Source organism: Kosakonia sp. MUSA4 (genome assembly GCF_013085925.1).
GTDB classification, from domain to species: Bacteria; Pseudomonadota; Gammaproteobacteria; order Enterobacterales; family Enterobacteriaceae; genus Kosakonia; species Kosakonia sacchari_B.
The window spans coordinates 4,452,639-4,470,301 of record NZ_CP025697.1; the positions used below are offsets into that span (position 1 = coordinate 4,452,639).

The 17,663-nt window shown below is 45.5% G+C and carries 22 protein-coding genes and 1 tRNA gene; 5 read left to right on the plus strand and 18 right to left on the minus strand.

All coding sequences use genetic code 11. The features are described from left to right. Nucleotides 1–13 precede the first annotated feature (13 nt). The 3 genes from yjeJ (at nucleotide 14) to C0557_RS20985 (ending at nucleotide 3,288) form a co-directional block, all read left to right on the plus strand. Complete coding sequence (gene yjeJ / locus C0557_RS20970) at nucleotides 14–850, plus strand: YjeJ family protein (protein ID WP_208660729.1); 837 nt, start codon at nucleotides 14–16, stop codon at nucleotides 848–850. A 771-nt stretch (nucleotides 851–1,621) separates the two neighbouring features. Continuing rightward, a complete protein-coding gene (locus C0557_RS20980; protein ID WP_208660731.1) occupies nucleotides 1,622–2,854 on the plus strand; it encodes a tyrosine-type recombinase/integrase in 1,233 nt (410 codons plus the stop codon). Nucleotides 2,855–3,045: 191 nt separating this feature from the next. Continuing rightward, nucleotides 3,046–3,288, plus strand: a complete 243-nt coding sequence (locus C0557_RS20985; protein ID WP_053894008.1) for a hypothetical protein — start codon at nucleotides 3,046–3,048, stop codon at nucleotides 3,286–3,288. 27 nt (nucleotides 3,289–3,315) lie between these two features. Here the strand turns inward: C0557_RS20985 and C0557_RS20990 are convergent, their stop codons facing one another. From C0557_RS20990 to C0557_RS21045, 12 genes are all read right to left on the minus strand, one after another. Beyond that, complete coding sequence (locus C0557_RS20990; RefSeq protein ID WP_208660733.1) at nucleotides 3,316–3,978, minus strand: phage baseplate protein; 663 nt, start codon at nucleotides 3,976–3,978, stop codon at nucleotides 3,316–3,318. Beyond that, nucleotides 3,978–5,852 (minus strand): hypothetical protein, encoded by a 1,875-nt coding sequence (locus C0557_RS20995; protein ID WP_208660735.1) that lies wholly within the window; start codon nucleotides 5,850–5,852, stop codon nucleotides 3,978–3,980. The genes C0557_RS20990 and C0557_RS20995 overlap by 1 nt, the downstream gene beginning before the upstream one ends. After that, nucleotides 5,852–6,046 carry a hypothetical protein gene (locus C0557_RS21000; RefSeq protein WP_080818183.1) on the minus strand — a complete coding sequence of 65 codons (195 nt, stop codon included), beginning with the start codon at nucleotides 6,044–6,046 and terminating at the stop codon, nucleotides 5,852–5,854. The genes C0557_RS20995 and C0557_RS21000 overlap by 1 nt, the downstream gene beginning before the upstream one ends. A 134-nt stretch (nucleotides 6,047–6,180) precedes the next feature. Next, nucleotides 6,181–7,218 carry a major capsid protein E gene (locus C0557_RS21005; protein ID WP_208660737.1) on the minus strand — a complete coding sequence of 346 codons (1,038 nt, stop codon included), beginning with the start codon at nucleotides 7,216–7,218 and terminating at the stop codon, nucleotides 6,181–6,183. An 18-nt stretch (nucleotides 7,219–7,236) separates the two neighbouring features. After that, nucleotides 7,237–7,614, minus strand: a complete 378-nt coding sequence (locus C0557_RS21010) for a hypothetical protein (protein WP_208660739.1) — start codon at nucleotides 7,612–7,614, stop codon at nucleotides 7,237–7,239. 3 nt (nucleotides 7,615–7,617) lie between these two features. Next, nucleotides 7,618–7,851, minus strand: coding sequence for a hypothetical protein (locus C0557_RS21015; RefSeq protein WP_208660741.1), 234 nt, complete (start codon nucleotides 7,849–7,851; stop codon nucleotides 7,618–7,620). A gap of 526 nt (nucleotides 7,852–8,377) precedes the next feature. Next, nucleotides 8,378–8,719, minus strand: coding sequence for a hypothetical protein (locus C0557_RS21020; RefSeq protein WP_208660743.1), 342 nt, complete (start codon nucleotides 8,717–8,719; stop codon nucleotides 8,378–8,380). Beyond that, nucleotides 8,716–8,937 carry a hypothetical protein gene (locus C0557_RS21025; protein ID WP_208660745.1) on the minus strand — a complete coding sequence of 74 codons (222 nt, stop codon included), beginning with the start codon at nucleotides 8,935–8,937 and terminating at the stop codon, nucleotides 8,716–8,718. Before C0557_RS21025 ends, C0557_RS21020 begins: the two co-directional genes overlap by 4 nt. Continuing rightward, on the minus strand, nucleotides 8,937–9,308 hold the full coding sequence (locus C0557_RS21030; protein ID WP_208660747.1) for a hypothetical protein: 372 nt from the start codon (nucleotides 9,306–9,308) through the stop codon (nucleotides 8,937–8,939). Before C0557_RS21030 ends, C0557_RS21025 begins: the two co-directional genes overlap by 1 nt. Before the next feature lie 121 nt (nucleotides 9,309–9,429). After that, nucleotides 9,430–9,711 carry a hypothetical protein gene (locus C0557_RS21035; RefSeq protein ID WP_208660749.1) on the minus strand — a complete coding sequence of 94 codons (282 nt, stop codon included), beginning with the start codon at nucleotides 9,709–9,711 and terminating at the stop codon, nucleotides 9,430–9,432. Beyond that, nucleotides 9,708–10,625 carry a hypothetical protein gene (locus C0557_RS21040; RefSeq protein WP_208660751.1) on the minus strand — a complete coding sequence of 306 codons (918 nt, stop codon included), beginning with the start codon at nucleotides 10,623–10,625 and terminating at the stop codon, nucleotides 9,708–9,710. The genes C0557_RS21035 and C0557_RS21040 overlap by 4 nt, the downstream gene beginning before the upstream one ends. 976 nt (nucleotides 10,626–11,601) lie before the next feature. Further along, nucleotides 11,602–12,270, minus strand: a complete 669-nt coding sequence (locus tag C0557_RS21045) for a DNA N-6-adenine-methyltransferase (protein ID WP_208660754.1) — start codon at nucleotides 12,268–12,270, stop codon at nucleotides 11,602–11,604. Nucleotides 12,271–13,050: 780 nt separating this feature from the next. Here C0557_RS21045 and C0557_RS21050 point away from each other — a divergent pair. Both C0557_RS21050 and C0557_RS21055 read left to right on the plus strand, forming a co-directional pair. Next, on the plus strand, nucleotides 13,051–13,668 hold the full coding sequence (locus tag C0557_RS21050; RefSeq protein ID WP_208660756.1) for a tyrosine-type recombinase/integrase: 618 nt from the start codon (nucleotides 13,051–13,053) through the stop codon (nucleotides 13,666–13,668). Beyond that, nucleotides 13,665–13,874, plus strand: coding sequence for a hypothetical protein (locus C0557_RS21055; RefSeq protein WP_208660759.1), 210 nt, complete (start codon nucleotides 13,665–13,667; stop codon nucleotides 13,872–13,874). Before C0557_RS21050 ends, C0557_RS21055 begins: the two co-directional genes overlap by 4 nt. A 26-nt stretch (nucleotides 13,875–13,900) precedes the next feature. Here the strand turns inward: C0557_RS21055 and C0557_RS21060 are convergent, their stop codons facing one another. From C0557_RS21060 to C0557_RS21085, 6 genes are all read right to left on the minus strand, one after another. Beyond that, a complete protein-coding gene (locus C0557_RS21060; protein WP_208660761.1) occupies nucleotides 13,901–14,191 on the minus strand; it encodes a hypothetical protein in 291 nt (96 codons plus the stop codon). A 10-nt stretch (nucleotides 14,192–14,201) separates the two neighbouring features. After that, nucleotides 14,202–14,621, minus strand: a complete 420-nt coding sequence (locus tag C0557_RS21065; RefSeq protein WP_208660762.1) for a hypothetical protein — start codon at nucleotides 14,619–14,621, stop codon at nucleotides 14,202–14,204. Nucleotides 14,622–14,753: 132 nt separating this feature from the next. Then, nucleotides 14,754–15,080: a hypothetical protein gene (locus C0557_RS21070; protein ID WP_208660764.1), complete on the minus strand. Its 327-nt coding sequence runs from the start codon at nucleotides 15,078–15,080 to the stop codon at nucleotides 14,754–14,756. 530 nt (nucleotides 15,081–15,610) lie between these two features. Further along, nucleotides 15,611–15,684: transfer RNA gene (locus tag C0557_RS21075), tRNA-Gly, on the minus strand. Between the two features lie 92 nt (nucleotides 15,685–15,776). Continuing rightward, nucleotides 15,777–16,517 carry an amidase activator ActS gene (actS, locus tag C0557_RS21080; protein WP_371813216.1) on the minus strand — a complete coding sequence of 247 codons (741 nt, stop codon included), beginning with the start codon at nucleotides 16,515–16,517 and terminating at the stop codon, nucleotides 15,777–15,779. A gap of 65 nt (nucleotides 16,518–16,582) precedes the next feature. Next, nucleotides 16,583–17,482 (minus strand): LysR family transcriptional regulator, encoded by a 900-nt coding sequence (locus C0557_RS21085; protein WP_208660768.1) that lies wholly within the window; start codon nucleotides 17,480–17,482, stop codon nucleotides 16,583–16,585. Between the last annotated feature and the right edge of the window lie 181 nt (nucleotides 17,483–17,663).

Here is a 17,663-nt window from a genome sequence, read left to right on the forward strand (position 1 = left end):
AGGAGAATGATAAATGAATATGTTAAAGGGAATAAACGCGGGAGTTATTAACTCGGCAGATGGTATACCTGTAATTGCGCTGAAGATGATTGATTCTGGCGATAGTGAGCAGTTACTTTTATTGCCACCTAACCTGTTACAGGAGGTGATGTTTGCTCTGTTTAGCTGCTACCGCTCTTTACATCGGATCTACCAGCAATCACCTGACCAGATCCGCGAACAGGTGAACACTCACACACAGATGTTGAGTACCAATGTTCCGGCCATTTCTCTCGATGAGGTACAAAGTATCAGCGCAGAACGTTGCGTAACGAACTTTGTGCTCAAGCAGCGGCAGGACAGAATTAATTTCTTGTTCTTATTACAGAACGGTGAAAATCTGTTGCTGGCCTTAGACTATACGCAAACAGAATATGTTCTCAGCCTGCTGGCAAACACCATCAAGAGCACGGGTAACGAGCAATTAATGGCGCTGTGTTTGACTATGAATGACTTTATTCCTTTTTATGTCACCACCTTTAATAAAGGTGAAAATAAAGGGATCGATTACAATCAATTTTCGGTGCCAGACTGGAAATCAGAGACCTTCGACACATTTCATTCCATTTTATTTATCCAGCCGGATGGCACAATTGCCTGTGGTGCGATCATTAAAGCAGAACCGGCATTCCCGGCAGGTCGTATTGAATTCATTGCGCAAATTTTATTGCAGAATAATAAAATGCTCGTGCCCTATAAGAATCACACTATGATTATCGATCATAACCGGCTGGATATACCTGCGGGCAATGAGAGTATGGAAACGTTATTACGCGCGCACATCGCTCATCGGACAACGAAACTGGGATAACCGGCTCACAGTAGAATATGGAGCGGTGAAGGAACATCGCCGCTCCAGAAATTTGCCAGCCCAATAAGTTTATAAACGACAACGGGATGTTGCGTTTAATGACGCTCTAATACCCTTCTCTTCTTCGTTCCATGCGCAAACGCGTCAATTCAGGAATATCTTCACATGATGCAGCGCTTCACCATAGCCTTGATGTGGTCTTTCGCTTAGGCTGTTTCCTTCCGTGGACAAACAGGGACAGCTTCCTCATCGTGGATAACATCCTGGTTTTGAAAGCAATCGTTGTGGCAATTCTTGCCCTGTGGGCAATTGATGTGCTCAGAACAAAGCGAAGAAAGCAGCACAGCGACCCCGCTATTGCCGAGGCTAACGCCAGAGAACGCCATGACTGGCGCTATTTCAGATGGGGTTTCCGGATAATGCAGATCGCCTGTGCGCTCTATTTCATCCTGTCAGCGATAAAATTCATACTGGCGTAGTCAAGGTCGCCCGGTTCAGAACATCGATTACGCGCCATTTTTTAGAGCGTGATAACGAGACGGAACAGTTAACCGCAGAACGTTGTTCCTGACGACATATCATCAACAGCATCGCTTCGCAGCCAGCAATAATCATGTTTCAGGGAAAGTTTGTGGGGAAATACAGCAGGAGATTCTGGAGCGGGCGAAGGGAATCGAACAAAAATCCATTCCACTTCTGTAACCTACTGACAGATAACGATATTGCGATCAGCATAGGTAACTGATTACGTGATAATAGAGGATCATTATCGTGTCAATCAAGGGCCAGGCGTACTTATACAAACGAAAAGACGGAATCTGGATGTTTCAGATCTTCGTACCGAAGTATCTAAGATTTTTATATCCGTGCCGTATGTGGCGTAAAACCACCTCAACCCGTGATCTCAATGAGGCTCGGCGATTCAGAAACCACCTGTTGTTAGAATGGGAAGAGCTTAAGCGGAAGTACAATCCGAGCAACCCCGATCAGTGGTTGCAGCAGTCTATAGCCGCCTTGCACACGGAAGGGAAAAAGAACAAGAGCCGCCCTCAGCCTGTAGCGCGATCCTGTTCTATTCCCACTCTGTGCCTCTTACGGGACGAATACGCCGAAAGCTATAAAGACCGCCGCTCATATTCAACGTTAAGCAAATCAGCGCGAGCCGTTGAGCTATTCCTTGAAAGTGCCAAACAACCCGACATTGCCTTAGAAAGGATAGGCCGTCGCCTGGTAACTGAGTTTCTCGAAGCGCAAAAAGAAAAGGGAGCCGCCGATCAATCTTGTCAAAACTGGCTAACGTGTTTAGGGAGCCTCTACGAGTTTGCAAAGCGCCGCTATGATGGCATACCAGACCGCAACCCTTTTCACGGTCATAACCTCGAAGCACGACGAACCATCGAGAGCTACCAGCCTTTCACACCTGACCAGATGCAAAAGCTACTTGATGCGGCAGAACCAGAGATCAGGAACATTATCACTATGGGGCTGTTTTCAGGATGCCGCCTTGATGAACTGGCAAGCCTCAAGAAATCGGAGATCCAGACGGTGGAAGGGGTTCGATGTTTCTACATCTCGAAATCAAAGACGAAAGCGGGGATCAGGCATGTGCCGATTCATTCCAGTCTATCTGCGGTTGTCGATGAATACCTGAGCCACGGTTCCGGCGAATACCTATTCCCGCAAGCTAACAAGATAAACAGGAAGGATGGTAAGAAAGGGCCGTACTACTCTCAAAACTTCACCAGACTGCGTGATAAGGTTTTGCCTACCGCTACAGATCGGCAATGCTTCCATAGCTTGCGCGGGATGTTTATCACTTGCTTAGACCGTGCAGGATGCCCTGAACAGCGCATAGGAGCCATCACCGGGCATACTGAACAGAAAGCAAAAACCGAAGCTTTTCGAACTTACTCACAAGGCGCGAGCATAGAAGAGTTAGCAGGCTATGTTGAGATGGTAAATTATGAGCAAATATCGATCAATAAAACCAGTATTATCCTCTGATTAAAAGGCTAATTTAGTTAATTCATTAGCATAAAACACCGCACTTTTTGTTATCTGTGAATTTATCCAGTAAAGTGATTATTCATCATTGCTAAGCGAAACGGTGAGGACTATCTTAAACACTATATGTAGTGCCATTTAGCACTTAAAGACACCACATAAGACCAATCAACTACCTAAGGGCTGAAAGAATGGCAAAGAATCCTAAGCAAACATCAAGTAAAATCGCTTCTGTTGCTGGTCAAACCTTAAACGATCCCAATGCTTCAAAGGTACAAAAACGGCTGGCAGCCTCCGCACTTTCTCAACGTGCCGCCTCCAGCCACACCAGTGATGTAATGGAAACAGTTGCAGCTAAAGCACTCGACAATCCACGCTCAAGCGAGAAAACCAAACAGCTTGCAGCAACTGTGTTAGCTCAATCAACGAAATAAGAAGTGAAAAAAGGGGCTTAAAGCCCCTTATTTCTTAAACGCAGTGGTCACCGTATCATTCTGCGGCGCAACAACTTTTTGTTTAACTGTTCCCCCAGCATTTTTATTGCTCTGCGTCTTAGTGGCGATAACATTCACCTCTGCTTTACTAACCAATCTGATCTGTTCAAATTCAAGGTCAAATTGCATAGCAAATTCCGATTTATAATCGTAACTGATACCGGAGAGAATGACATTCTCAAACACTTTATGCTCTGTCACTAATGTCAGAGGTTGTCTGCTGTCAAATATCTGATCCAGATAGGTTATAGCTTGTGATATACGCGTACCATTAACACCAGCACTGTATAATAAATCTCTCTCAAGCCTGATTGGCGTTTCCGTGATTATTCCAGACATTTTGAATGTATTATTCTTAATCTGAACGTGATCACTCACCTCTGCCCCGCTCTCAACGGGATAGCTCGTAATATCAGCCTGTCTACGGACTCCCGTGTCTGTCACTGCATCAAACACTATCGCCTGATAGTTACGAATATAGTTATCAGATGCCGGGTTATATACCGATGCAAGAATGGTGAATCCGTTTTCACCTTTGGTACGGGTAGCACTGCTGTTATTGCTGTTCTGAGTTGAATTGATTCGGGAAGCATCGCCCCCAATTGTTAAACTTCCTGGTGTTGTTGCCATTAGTCCCCCGCCCCTTGTCCAGATGAAATAGCCAGCACCATACGCTGATTACTTTCATTGATGCGCTGTTCAACGGTAGCATTTAGCATATTTCCAAAGGTTGGATCAGGGGAAATAGTGAGAGCAATCATTCCTGCCGGAAGATTGTTCTGTAACACCACAGGTTGCATAATTGGTGCATTGGCTGGCGTAGCTGTTGAAGTTGCACTCTGTTTCAACATCGAAACAGGAGAGTAATCTCCGTTAGCGCTCTGAGCGTAGCTGCTCACGTCTTTAGCATCGCCTGTGCCGTTCCACCACTCGCGCATCGTATCAAATACATTAGGCTGGTGTGTGCCATCTGCTTTCGGCTGGCTGGCTCCGTAAGCATTAGCTACAGCATTATCACCAGGCTGTGCAGGTGCTGACGTAGTGCCGTAATGCTGGCTAACAGCTTCTTTAGAGGTGTTATCCCCGTTCAGGAGGTTTAACTTGCCTGTGATCCAGTTGGTTAGCTTCATTAAGCCATCTACTACATCACCCGCCGCTCTTCCCACGCCTTTGAAGAAGGGTAACGCCTCCTGCATAGCTTCTTTAAACTCTCGCATGGTTTCAGGGTCAATCTCTGACATAAACCCTTCGAAGAAGGCCAGCTTCTGGCTATCGGAGAGAATGTCCATTTCCTGATTGAACTTGCGGTACGCCACTAATTGATCTTGCTGCTCCTGGTTCAACCATTGCCCGTTACGCTTGAGCACATCCACCTGATCAGTGATCGCTTTTCCTTGATTAGAAAATGCCTTGTGATACAAGCCTAAATCGTCTGCAAGGTCTTCCAGGTTATGGAGAATTTGCTCCTGTGAATACCCTTTCCCCTGCATGGTGTTGGTGTAAGCAGAAATGAAGGCGAAGGGGTTTGATTGAAAGCCTTTCAGATCTTCTTTTGTGAATCCCATGTTCAGGGCTGTATCTACTGCGGCGTTCCCGCCTTTCCATTTTCCAGACTTCTTATCAAAGGTGCTGTTGGTGTAGCTGTCTGCCAGCTTTTCTGAGATGTCTTTTCCGTTATCAAGCAACTTCCGCTGACCTTGCAGCCCCATTCCGCTATCGATCCCATTAGCCGTAGCATACTGGGAAAGTGCCTGGAGGACGTTATAATCCACCCCGCCCAGTCTGGCACGCTGCACAATCTCGCTGCGCTCTTCTTGTGCTGTAACAGCCTCTTTCCCCCATGAATAAGCGCCATAAGCCGCCGCCCCGATACCAGCGCCAGCCAGCGCACCAGTACCTAAGCCCATCAGAGAACCAGAGATAGCCCCTGTAGCCTTACCACCGCCACCAAGAGCGTTAGCCCCTCCCGCCTTTGCCGCTGCTCTACGCTCTGCGTTAATGCGTCTGTAGCTCTGCTGTAGTCGTTTGATCTCGCTGTTTTGGCGTTGTAGGGAGATAGTACCTGCTGCATAGGCTTTGGTGATCCGTGACGCAGCAAGCGCGGCCTGTGTAAGCTCAACATTGGTAAGATGTTGCATACTCTTAAAGCTGCTGGCAGTGTCGAGGAGTTTTAGCTCTGCACGTTCACGGCGCTGTGCGTTTCTTGCGGCCTCTTTCGCTGCCTGAGCCTCTACACGGGCTTGCGCCTTAGCTGCCCTTGCCTTTTCTCGTTCATCGCTATTACGTGGCTTAGAGGCTTTCTTATTCAGCTTATCTAATTCTCTTTCAGCAGACTTTAGCCCCTGGCTGAATCTCTTCATGTTCAACGTGGGATCTTTAATGCCTTTGGCTTTCTTCTGAATTTGATCGAAAGCGTCCATAGCTTCTTTCATTGAATTACGGTTAACCACGAATTCGACGGTATTACGGATCGTACTCGTATTAACGATTAGTCCACCTGACATTATTCACCGCCTTGTTTGTCTAAATAATGGTGAATAGCTTGCTCAATCGTATCCCCTCGGAAAATACGTTGTCTCACGCCATTATAGTCAACACCTAATAATCTGCACATTGCAGCAACATTTAATAACCCTTCGGCATCAGAGGCCGATAATTGAACATGCAGCCCTTTGTTAGATTTTAAAATTAATTGCATACTTTTTCCCCACGTTGGAAATAAAAAAGGGGCAAGGGCTGGCGCATTTGCTTTGCGTGTTCCAGTTCCCTACGCCCCTGATTAAAAGCTCTTCTGTTATTTTCCAGACGGGAAGAACTACCGTCTATCGCTCGTTATAATGAGACAGTACCGAAGATGATCGCTTGTGGCACATTCACAATAGGGAGATAGCTACACTCTGTAGCCACTTCTGGGAAGCCCCAACGCTGATCAACAATTACATACTGATGATATAGCTCTGCGCCTTTGCCTTGTGTCGCGTGGCGAACACCAACACCGCTATGCAGAACATAGGCGTTAGAGTCAGGACTCATGACAGGCAAGCTAACGAAGCCATCAACCCCGATTTTGTCAGTGATTAGGCTATAGCCTGTCACATCGATAACGGTGACACCGTTCAGTGTCCAGGTTTCGAAAGCAGGGTTAGCACCTTTAGTGCGGGTGTAGAAGTTATCGCCCTGCTCAAGAGGAAGCGTATACACCATGAAATCTTTCACGGATGGGTGATAGCGTAGCGCTACGGCTGCTTTGCCAGAAGCCAGAATCACCGCCCCTTGTTTAGCCTGTGCCAGTGCTGATCCCAGTTTCACATTCTGAATGCGCCCGATTTCGGAAAGTTGCTGGAACACGTTAGCGTCTGCGCTAATGTCCATCGTGTATGTGGTTTTGCTACCACCTGCAAGGAAATCTAAATTGCCCTGTCCGGCGTATTGTGACTGCACACGAAGCCCTAACAGCGCCTCTACAAGGTCAACTTCTACGGTGTTACTCACCTGTGCATATTGCGCATCGCTGAAATCGTTAATAGCGAGAGTAATTTGATCGGCAATATCAGCCGTTCCTCGCGCCTTATACTGTTCCAGATCACGAGATGTAACACTATTCAGGGAGTTAGTGTATTTAAGCTGGTAAAGGGCATTGGTAAATTCTGGACGTTCTGCACTGTTCCAATCTGACTGTGCATAGGGCATCTTTTCAGGTGCTACGAGATTTTTCACATCGGTAATCTTCTCAAGAGCGATTGAATTAACGTCGTGATGTTCAACACGGAATAACCCAAGATTGGTAACAATCTGGTTTAGCTGGGTAGAAAACGTAAATGGGGATACGAAATCAAACATACTTCCCGAAAATAAATCTGAATAAGCCATTTTTATTATTATCCTTAATTAGGTGGTGCGTAGCGCTACGGTGTCGTAGTCAGTGAATGTAAAGCCGAGAGTTGCTAATTGCGCTTGAGCCAGAGATTTATCCAGACTTCCAAATTCAACGCCTGCAAGAGAGAGAATCGTATGTTCTGGAGAAGCTGCAACAAAGGCAGCAGAGCCTGCTTTAGCTGGCTCAACAACAACATACGCAATATCGACAGGAGATGAGGCTAACGCCCCGTTAGAATCCACCAGATCGCCGACAATAAGGGAATCAGGGATGGCACTTGCAGTGCGGATAAGCTGATCCTGCATAAGCGCATCACTTGCGTAAGCCACCACTTTATAACGGGCGTGGCTATTATTCCCGTTCAGAGTTTGAAATGTTCCAAATTGCATTGGTTATTTTCCTTTAGCTAATTGTTTTAATCGTTCCTCAAGCCCTGATGATGGGCGAGGAGAAGAGGTTTCTTTCGATTTAGTGATCGTAGATATAGGCCAGAATTTTTCTGTAGCCTTTCGAATGACCTCAATATCTACATTGAGGAGATCAGCCGCCTGTTTCATCATCTTTTCAGAAAGAACAAGAGAAGCGCCTTTGTGAGTGATCACTCGGTCATAATTCATCAGAAACATTGCTTTGTTTCCTTGTTTTCGTAACAAATTTGTTATAACTAAATAAAAATAAACCCCAGTGAAGGGGCTTATTAGATAGGCTGGCAATCTCAGGAGGAAATCCAACCCAGATTATTAGACGTGTTTCCACGCTGGCACTAATAATCAATGGAATCTCGTTATCATCGCTGGAAACAATAATAAGAGAATACTACATTCACCCTAACGGAATGAATGAGCAAAGAGCGAATGCCCTTTCTGAAAAAGTCGGAGATGCGCGGTGATTGCGATGCAATACCAACACAACGAGATATTACACCCCGCGCATCCCCCTTTGGAACAATAACAAAGAAGAAAGAACCAACACTTTCAGAAAATAGCATTCAGAGGGAGAGAATGCCGCTATGGGAACGGCATTCTCAGAGAGTGCGTATTCGAGGAATGAAATGTGATTCGATACGTTTATTCATTCCCTATTTCTAATTCTATAACATTTCTGTTAACTTGTCAATACCAAATTGCAATTTCATTCACTTTTATTGCATTTTTATTCAGTTTCACTTGCGGTGTATTTCTCGGCAATGTTAATTGCCAGATCCGTAAGTTCGGTGGTGAGATTTTGCAGGGAGCAAGTAAGCTCTTCAAGCTCATTGGCTACTCGCCAGGCTTCTTCCGGTGTAATCGTGCTGCCTTCACGCTGCACCAAACGAGCTACAGACGTTTGCAGATGTTCAAGAGCGGTGATTGCCTTTTCAGTGTGTTGCAGCGCTTCCAGAAGCGCGGAGGGCGTTCTCTCACGCCACGCTGCATTAGCAAGCTGTAAGGTTGGTAAATGCCAGTTGTCGTGATAAGCATTAATTAGGGTAAGTATCGTGTTCACTGTGTTCATTCTTTTAATTGCTCCATTTTTATTTTAATTATATTTGCCACTGCAAGGAATGGCGCACTGAGGGTAAGGATTCTATTTTCCAGTTCATTAAGTTCATCTAATTTCTTGTCATCTGTCAGAAAAGCGTCATTGGTGATTTTCTCTATTTCATCGTAATACCATTCGCAACATTTGACGTGCTGTGCGAATCTTTTCGTTTGTGTCGTTTCGAAATCCATTATTCTTCGTTATGCTCCATAAAAAATAGGGTATCCAGTTCTCTGGCTCCTGCAACTGTGTTATTCATTGCATTGTATGTGAGGTAATGTCTTAAAGAGGTGAAGCCCAACATTTGCCATTTTTTTAAATTTGAATCATCCCAGGTGTAAACCTTGCGTTTGCGGGGGCGATAATAAACGCCCGGACACGTAGAAATAATGACATTCATCGCTGCCCACGTTTCACCATCTGGCGGGGGTGAATCCACTAATTCAACGTATTCTATTAATTCACCAGGAATTTCTTCGAATGAAGAGATAATGACTCTCTCTCGTTGCTTACGTGCGGCAAGGCCGATCCGTAAAATGTTATTTCGTTCTTTTTTTCCCATTCATTCCTCGCGATGGGAACCTTCCTTGTTTTCTCGTTAATGTCCATACAGCGTAAAATGCAAATAGCCAATAGATAGCGATGATCATAAAAGTTTCCCGATTGTTTGTTAGTGTTGTTCATCAATTGGATGTAGTGATAAAACTCACCGCATCATTAACAGTAATGTCATAATACTTGCCGTGACGCTCCATTGTAATAACGGCTGCATCGTGCATTAATAACATCCAATACCGCGCCCCGCTCTCACTTATTCCAACCCCATCAGCGATGTGTTTCACGGTGGCTTTTATTACTCCGCTTTCGTGTTTAAGGGATACAAGATGATAATAAAGACGTTGGCAGACGGTGTTACATTCAATTTGATGATGTGTAGATTCGTTCAAGAGGTATAGTTTGTTCAATGTATTTTCCTTGTTTTCTTCATTGTTTCTCTTAATAGCGTTTGGTATTGAGCAGGAGTGAATAACCCTCGGATGAAATCACCTTCTGATGTTGCAGGATTCAAAAGCCTACTCAATGTCTGATTTTCTGCTGCAAGCCTCACCCCTTCGCCGTGGGCGTTATCGTACATTGAGATCTCTGCATACCATTCATTAGAATAAGGCTGATTGGCCTTATAACCGTTTTCAATGTGCCAGGCATCATAAGCAGCCATTGCCGCCGCCGTGAGCGTGTCGAGTACCTCAGAGCGTTTTACTGAGCGTTTACGTTCCAGGATTGGGAAGCCCTGCATATGTCCAGATAAGTAGCGGTTAGCTAAATCACCTTTCCAGACAAACGAAGGATTAATCCACATCTTTAATACGCCTTTCTGGTGTTCAGCTTTATCAACCTTGATGTAATGCTTTCGCTCAAGACCCGATAAAACACGATTGAGATGATCCGGCGTGGTGTTGAGCACTGAGCACAAATCCGCACGTTTGATAAATGCTACGTTTCGTCTGTCAACTTCGTTACACAATGAAAACACTTTCGTGAAATCTGGCTTGCTTAATACGTCTGCGTATTCCTTGATCCCGTTATAAGTTGCATTGCCTGGGAGGTCGCCCAGCTTGTTAGCGTATTCACGGTGTGCCTGTTTAGATTTTGCTGTGTCTGCTGTCGAGTAGCTCAAATGCAGGTCCTGAACAATGCCACCACCCAGCAAATACTCTGTCGAGTCGTAGTGAAGAATTTCACCACTATCCATATCGACAACGTACAGAACATTATCAATAACGATGAGATTTTGGGATTGTCTGGAAAATGCTGAAAGCGGGTGATCGTGGTGCGGGGTATCTCTATAAAAATAACCGTCTTCGTATGCTTGAATCAATATTCCTCCTTAGTTGGTGTTCTCCTTTCGGTGTTGGTCATAGCGGATAATTGCAGATTGAAACATTTCCATTCGGTCTGTATACCCTCTCGATTTTGCTGCTTGCATAGATGCGTAAATAACGTGGCGTTTAACTTCGCCGCTTATCAGATCATTAAAAATCTGGTCACTACTGAAATATTTCAATAATGGCCTCCTTCGGATTTTGGATGTAAAAAGCCCCAGGCAGATTACCCCGCCCAGGGCCGAAATTTTAAGAAGGTTTTCTCCCCTTCTTAATATTAAGAATACCACGAATCACTAACGTTTGTCAACACCTACCACAATAAACACAGGATGTCAATAACACTTATTGCTACGTGCCATATGGTAATCTGGCTACTTCGCCAATCGCCATTTCTTGAAAAAAAAAGTGAAAAATGGCGATTTTTAACCTATTTTTCCATTTAAAATCAATAGCCTACTAAATCCGCTATAATAATAGAGAGATTCTCTCTCTGCGCTGAAGTGCATCAGCACGAGACAATCAGTGATGATTGGATTGGGATGTTTGCACGTATGGTAATGTCATAGCTACCTTGCACCAGATAAACAGACAGCCTAAAGGATTTAGGGTGGTTGTTTGGTTGGTGGCTAATCAAGATCGGTGGATGACATTAAGCAGGAATGCCATTGGATCATTGCGGAGTGTTGTTAATGGCGGCGTAGTCGCTGGATGGCATTAAGCACAGTTTGGGCGGTAGTAGCCCAAGAGAGAGAAAACCAATTAACTAACCTTAAGTTAGTTGGGTTTAATGGGTTTATGTTTGGGAGCGTAGCGAGCATAACAAGCATCTGTACAGGAGAAGCACCTTTGATGAAGGTAACTTGTCAAAAATGATCTCTCCTGTAATGGCTATCTTTCATGCGCGGCGTGAGCCTGGCACCGAGGCCAGCGCATAACAGTATGGTTCCGGCGCTTCGCGTCGATTACCTATCAGCCCTTCACCCAACGATAGACCGTCGCCCTGCTCACTGCGTATCGTTCCACCAACTCAATCACTTTAGCGCCCTTCCGATGAGCCTGGATTATCTGATCCCTGACACCATGCGAATGTTGCAGCGGCTTTCCGTTCCGCTTGCCGGAAACGTGTTGCAGCAATATCCCGGTGTCAGCACAATGCACCCCGATCAGCTTGTCATTACAAACTGTGTTCCTGTAAATGAGAATGCAAATTGGCAGTGGACTACGTACAGAAGGAATTCCTTCAGGATGCAGAAACTTCACCCCACGATGCAGAAACCGGATTTCATGACAATGCGGATTACCAAACACCTGTTTCAGGAAATAACTTGTCTGGGTACGTGCAGCCACAATAAAAGCGGCAACATCACATTCACCCGCTTTAGATAAAAACTCTTCCGTCTTTGAGAATGGAGGATTACAAAATCCCCTCTCACCTTGCCAGGGCATCAATAACGCATCATCTTGCTCAGAATAATATCGGTCGCAGACACTGTTATTTTTATCTGCTGCAAGGTCTATCGTGAAATCAAATTCATTATCCAGACTCTTTAAAAGCTGAAATGGCGTTTTCCAGTCATCCTTACCACCGTTATTTATTCCGTGTCTGATCCATCGGTAACACTCATCACGAATCGTCATTTTATCTCATAACCAACCCAGCTAATGAGAATAATCGTACATAAAATGACGGTTAAATCAACTGTTTGGCAAGTCTAAATAGCCCATAATGATTGAGGGGAAATGGTCATTCCCACCTTTGATAATAACCAGTGTAACTATCACTCACTTTACGTAATCCCTTGCGCCGTGCGGCTCACAGCGATCATTGTGGACAATGTACACTTTCATGACAGGTGCAATTTGTCGAACGAGTTTTCACAAGTGAAATTTATCATCGTGAAAAACCCTCATTTTGGTGCATTTTTTTAACAAATAAACAATAATGATTATCATTTACATCTGAATGGCCATCCAGCCATCTAAACACCAATTCAATTGGACATTTAGGTTATCTGTCCTATTAATCATGCAGTAGAAACAATCACTTATGTTTTAGCTCGATTTATTGGCCTTTTTTCGGCTATTCCTGGGGCAAAATCAGCGTTGAAAAATAAATCTGTTGACAAGAGATAGTTTCCATGAAACACACACTAAAGAATAAAAACCTTATAAATCAACAAGATATTTGACAATCAAGAAATCATCAGATCGGGGGCTACCTTGAACACCGTTAAGCCCCTCTCGCAATGGTTCTAACCTAAATACGGTTTAATACCAATTAACCCCCGTTAAATATCCCTAAAATCCCGTTTAATCATCTCAATAAGACATTTGTGCAAATATGTTAAAATTGATCTTGCCATCTATATGTTTTTGATCAATATTTACGCTATCAAGACAGATTAAGGAGGTAGAGAAATGGCAATCAGCAAGGGTGCAAAGCGTACAGACGGACTTGAGAGCGCCGATCAGGTGGCTCTGGTAGTTGAGGAAATCGCGAAGAAGAGCCAAACAGTGGCGGATCTCTTCCTTATAGGTGTAGAGACACAGCTTCGTGGCGTAGATATGCGTTCCTGGCGTTGGGATGAGCTGGACATCGGTAGCAAGGTACTACGCATCACCCAGGACAAAACCAAAGAAGCAGTAGAGGTGGAACTCACGGAGACAGCGAGGGAGGTGCTCAAAGCTCGTTATAATGAGCGCGGGGATAACGTGTATGTATTCCAGAATGACAGCAACCGGAGCAAGGGTAAGCCGATCAGCCGTTCTAAAATCCACGCAGAGATTCAGTATGCAGTGGACAAGCTAAAAATGCGGGGCTTGCTTCCACAAGATGCAGTGATCGCCATGCACAGCGCACGTAAGACAGTGGCAGTGATAGCCCACGCCCACGGTGAAGACTTAGAGGTGATTAGTAAGATGTTGGGCCATCGTTCAACGGAGCACACACGCGCCTACCTGGGGATCACTCAGGCCAAAGTAGACGCATTGAGAACGAAGTATTCAACGGGGATTAAGAGAGGAACACGCGCATGAAACGCTTGATTGTGCTGACACTGGCATTACTGCCAGCCCTTGCGACTCACGCCGGACAGATAACTATGGTCAACCCACAGGAGGAACGGACGGAGAACGGGAAAACGCTGTGCGTGTACGAAAACAGCCAGTTTGTTTTCTCTTACCACACGAGCGCTCAGAGTTGCCCCTATACCAAAACATTCGACGCTAATGATGCGGAGTAATAACAGCCAGGGGTTGCCCCCTACCTTTATACGTTAACTAACCATTTTGTAGGGATTTCAAGCCATTTCTGACTTTCTTCATCAAAGTAGGATACATCATCAATGCCATGCTCAATGAGATTAATATCCTTCTGTATATTCCTTGTACCGCCATTTCCCGTGCGTTCTTGAGCAGGAATCAGATTAGGTTCGACGTGCAAGCTAACAAGGTGAGTTAAGATACTATTGACCACGTCAAATCCAGCCCATTGAAAAACCAGTTCTACCGGCTCCCCTCTCAAGGTATAGCGAATCTGTAATTTTTTGTAATCAACCATTCCTAAGCCCCTATGCGTCAAACTCATTTCGGCATACTTTACAATACCAACTCGGTTTATACTCAGTATTTCCTGCAAAGTAATCCATGTGTATCGATTTAGTATCTTTCTCTATACATACAGGACAGAACGGAGTGCCATCCCCCACTCTCCAGTAAAGACGCCCATCAAAAATAAACTCCTGCTTGCTATCAAGTTTAGCTTTAAGCTCTTGTATTTCTTGTTCTTTAGTCAATAAAACAGCCTTGAGGCTAACGAATTCACTTTTTACTTCTACCAAATCATCAAGCAAATCAATCAACGTATTACGCATTTCTGCGGCATTAAGTTCGTTATCCCCTTTCTTACGAAGATTACGCACTAAGTCAACGGATTTGTTAACAAGTTCAAGAGTGCCTGAGATAGCAGCAATAGAAGCCGGATCAGCCATTGAAAAGTCCCTTACGAAAAATCAAAGTGAGCAGATTATAACCTTACCCTTAGACGCAAAAACCACTTTCTCTCGTAAACAATGTATCAGCTTATGCGGTTTACAACTTAAAGGAGTGTAAGGAATGCTTAGTTATTCTTTAAACTCGATTTCCTGACCATCAAGTTCCCCATTACGAGAAAGCTTGATTGAAAAACGTTTGAAGGTTTTGAAAAAATCCTCAAAAGTTATCTTAACTTTTTCGCGTCTCAATCCGTAATCATCATCAGTAATATATGCATCAACATTAAAGAAATGCTCTGCTGAGTAAAAGGATATACCTTTCACTATCTCACCTTCTTTCATTAACCCTTTGTCTCTAAGGAAATCGCTGAAGTTTTCTTGATCGGCTCGATCAGCAACAGCAGTGCCTTTCCAATCGTCATACTGAGCCTGCGCTTTAAAATATTCTTTTGGCATCCCATTATCCTTCAAGTGTGTATGGTCAAAGGTAGAGTAGCTCAGATTTTGGACAATACAAGCCATAAAGCCCCGTTAGTGGTAAGGAGACAAGCGGAGCGTAGCGACTTCATCAAATTGTCAGAAGGATCACACCTTATCAGGGTGCTCGTGTACCGTTAGGAGCGTGAGCGAAGCGCTGGTAGAGCCTGTATTTCGTGTACAGGTACGTAGCTACGGTTGAGCGCAGCGATTACCACTATTCACCTGTTTACGCAGCCACAAGGCCGCACATCGGGCTTAAATGCGTGTGATCGATCTGTCGATGACATAACTATGCCTGGATGGGCTTTTTCTTCACGTTGTGCTATCGCGGTGTGAGGATGCAACTGCCGCCAACGCTGAGTTATACTGTCATCTCACCATGTAACTTAGCGTGACAGTTACCAAGGGCGGATCACAATGGTAGAACCCATAGGCGACTAAAATAGGTAACTATTTAAGTTGCTGATAGAGAAGGCTTTTAAGGCTTCTCCACAAGGGGAGATTTCTGGAGCGGGCGAAGGGAATCGAACCCTCGTATAGAGCTTGGGAAGCTCTCGTTCTACCATTGAACTACGCCCGCGTCGAAGTGCGTAACGCATTATAGTCTTTACGCACCGTCTGGCAAGATACGCCTGCGCTAACAGGTTAATTTATCGTCTGTTAGGCGCATTTTTAACATTTAGGGGCGCTGCCCTGCGGCGGTAAATAACGCAGCGGATCAATCGCCGTTGCCCGGTAGCGCAGCTGGAAGTGCAAGCGAACGGAATCCGCATCGCTGCTGCCCATGGTGGCGATCTTCTGCCCCGCTTTCACGTTCTGTCCGTTATTCACCAGCATCGTATCGTTATGCGCATAGGCCGTAATGTAATCTTCGCTGTGCTTGATCATGATCAGATTACCGTAGCCACGAAGCTGGCTGCCAACGTATACCACCTTCCCTGCACCAGCAGCATAGATGGCTTGCCCGCGCGAACCTGCAATATCAATCCCTTTATTGCCGCCGTCGGACGTGGAGTAACCCATAATCACTTTCCCGCTGGTCGGCCAGCGCCAGCAGCGTTGCCCTACCGGCGGCCATGAGGATTGCGGCACGGCGGAGGATGGCGTGACTTTGGCGGTTTTCGTGCTGGTTTTACCCGAGGATGCGCTGGCTTTAGAACCATTAACCTTCAACCGCTGCCCCACTTCGATGGTATACGGCGGGGAGATCCCGTTCAGGCTGGCGAGATCTTTCACGCTGGTTCCGGTAATGCGTGAAATACGGTACAGCGTATCGCCCCGCTTCACCGTATAGGTGGAGCCGGAATCACTGCCTCCGGAAGAGGATTTCCCGGCGCAACCTGCCAGCAGCAAAGCAATCGCCAGGCAAAAGGCAATGCGGAACGGGTTACTCATCAGGCGTCCTGCGTGCAAAACAGATCCTCGATTAAAATAAATGGCGACCTATGATAACAGCCACAATCCGGATGCCAATACTTTCACGATGAATGGCGCGGCATCGGATAGCCCTGAGCAATGATTTCCATCATTTCCGGCAGATACGGCATCGCCGGCATCTTCACTAGCGCCGGGTAGAATACCTGCGGCGACGGAAAAACATCCACTACGTGGCAGTTCGTTAATTTGGCTGCATCCACCTCTGATGACGGCAGCAGCGTCGCCGCAGCGAGGCCAGACTCCAGCCATTCCAGAATCACGCCAGGCTGGGTGATATGCATGATCACCCGTGGATTCCCACCCGCTTTACGGAACAGGTCGATTAACATCTCATACGTTCCGGCATCTTTTGCCCGGTGCAGCAGCACCAGCGGAAATGCCGCCAGTGCCTGGTAATCAAATGGGCTCGCTGGCATTTCAGGCAAACACTGTTTGCTGATCACCGCAACCAGCCGTACCGGATCGAAGGAGACATAATCAAAGCCTTCACTGCGGTAGGGGCGTTGGATCAACGCCAGATCGATCGCACCTTCGTTAAGCATGGTTTCCAGATGGCTGGAATCCGTTACCGAAATATTAATCTCTGCATCGGGGTGACGCTTATAAAGCTCCAGCAACAGTGGCTTGAAATACGATTGAAAAAGATGGGTTAAGCCGATTCTTAACTGGAATTTTTCTTTATTGGCAATGGCGACCGTTTCGCGGGCGGTGTCTTCAACCTGGCGTAATATTTCGCATGCTTTACGATAAAGAAAATATCCGGCATCGGTTGGCTCAATACGATTTCCCTGGCGGGTAAACAGTGAAACCTGTAGCTCTTCTTCCAGTTCCTGTATCCGTTTACTCAGTGGCGGTTGCGCCATATTCAGCACTTTCGCGGCCTGGCTTACGGACCCCTGCTCTACAACGCGGCAAAAATAACGCAACCTTTTCAAGTCCATAAAGCTTTACTCCGCGATACCCAGGCGCTCAGTATCACACTTAGCGCAGCAAAGGAAAAGTCTGGTTTTCTAATCAAATTAGAAACCTAAATTTAACAATTTTATAAATAGTACTTTTTTGATCTGGTCTGAATCAGGAAAACGGTATTTGTTTAATGTTCCCTGGAAAAATAAGGTAGCC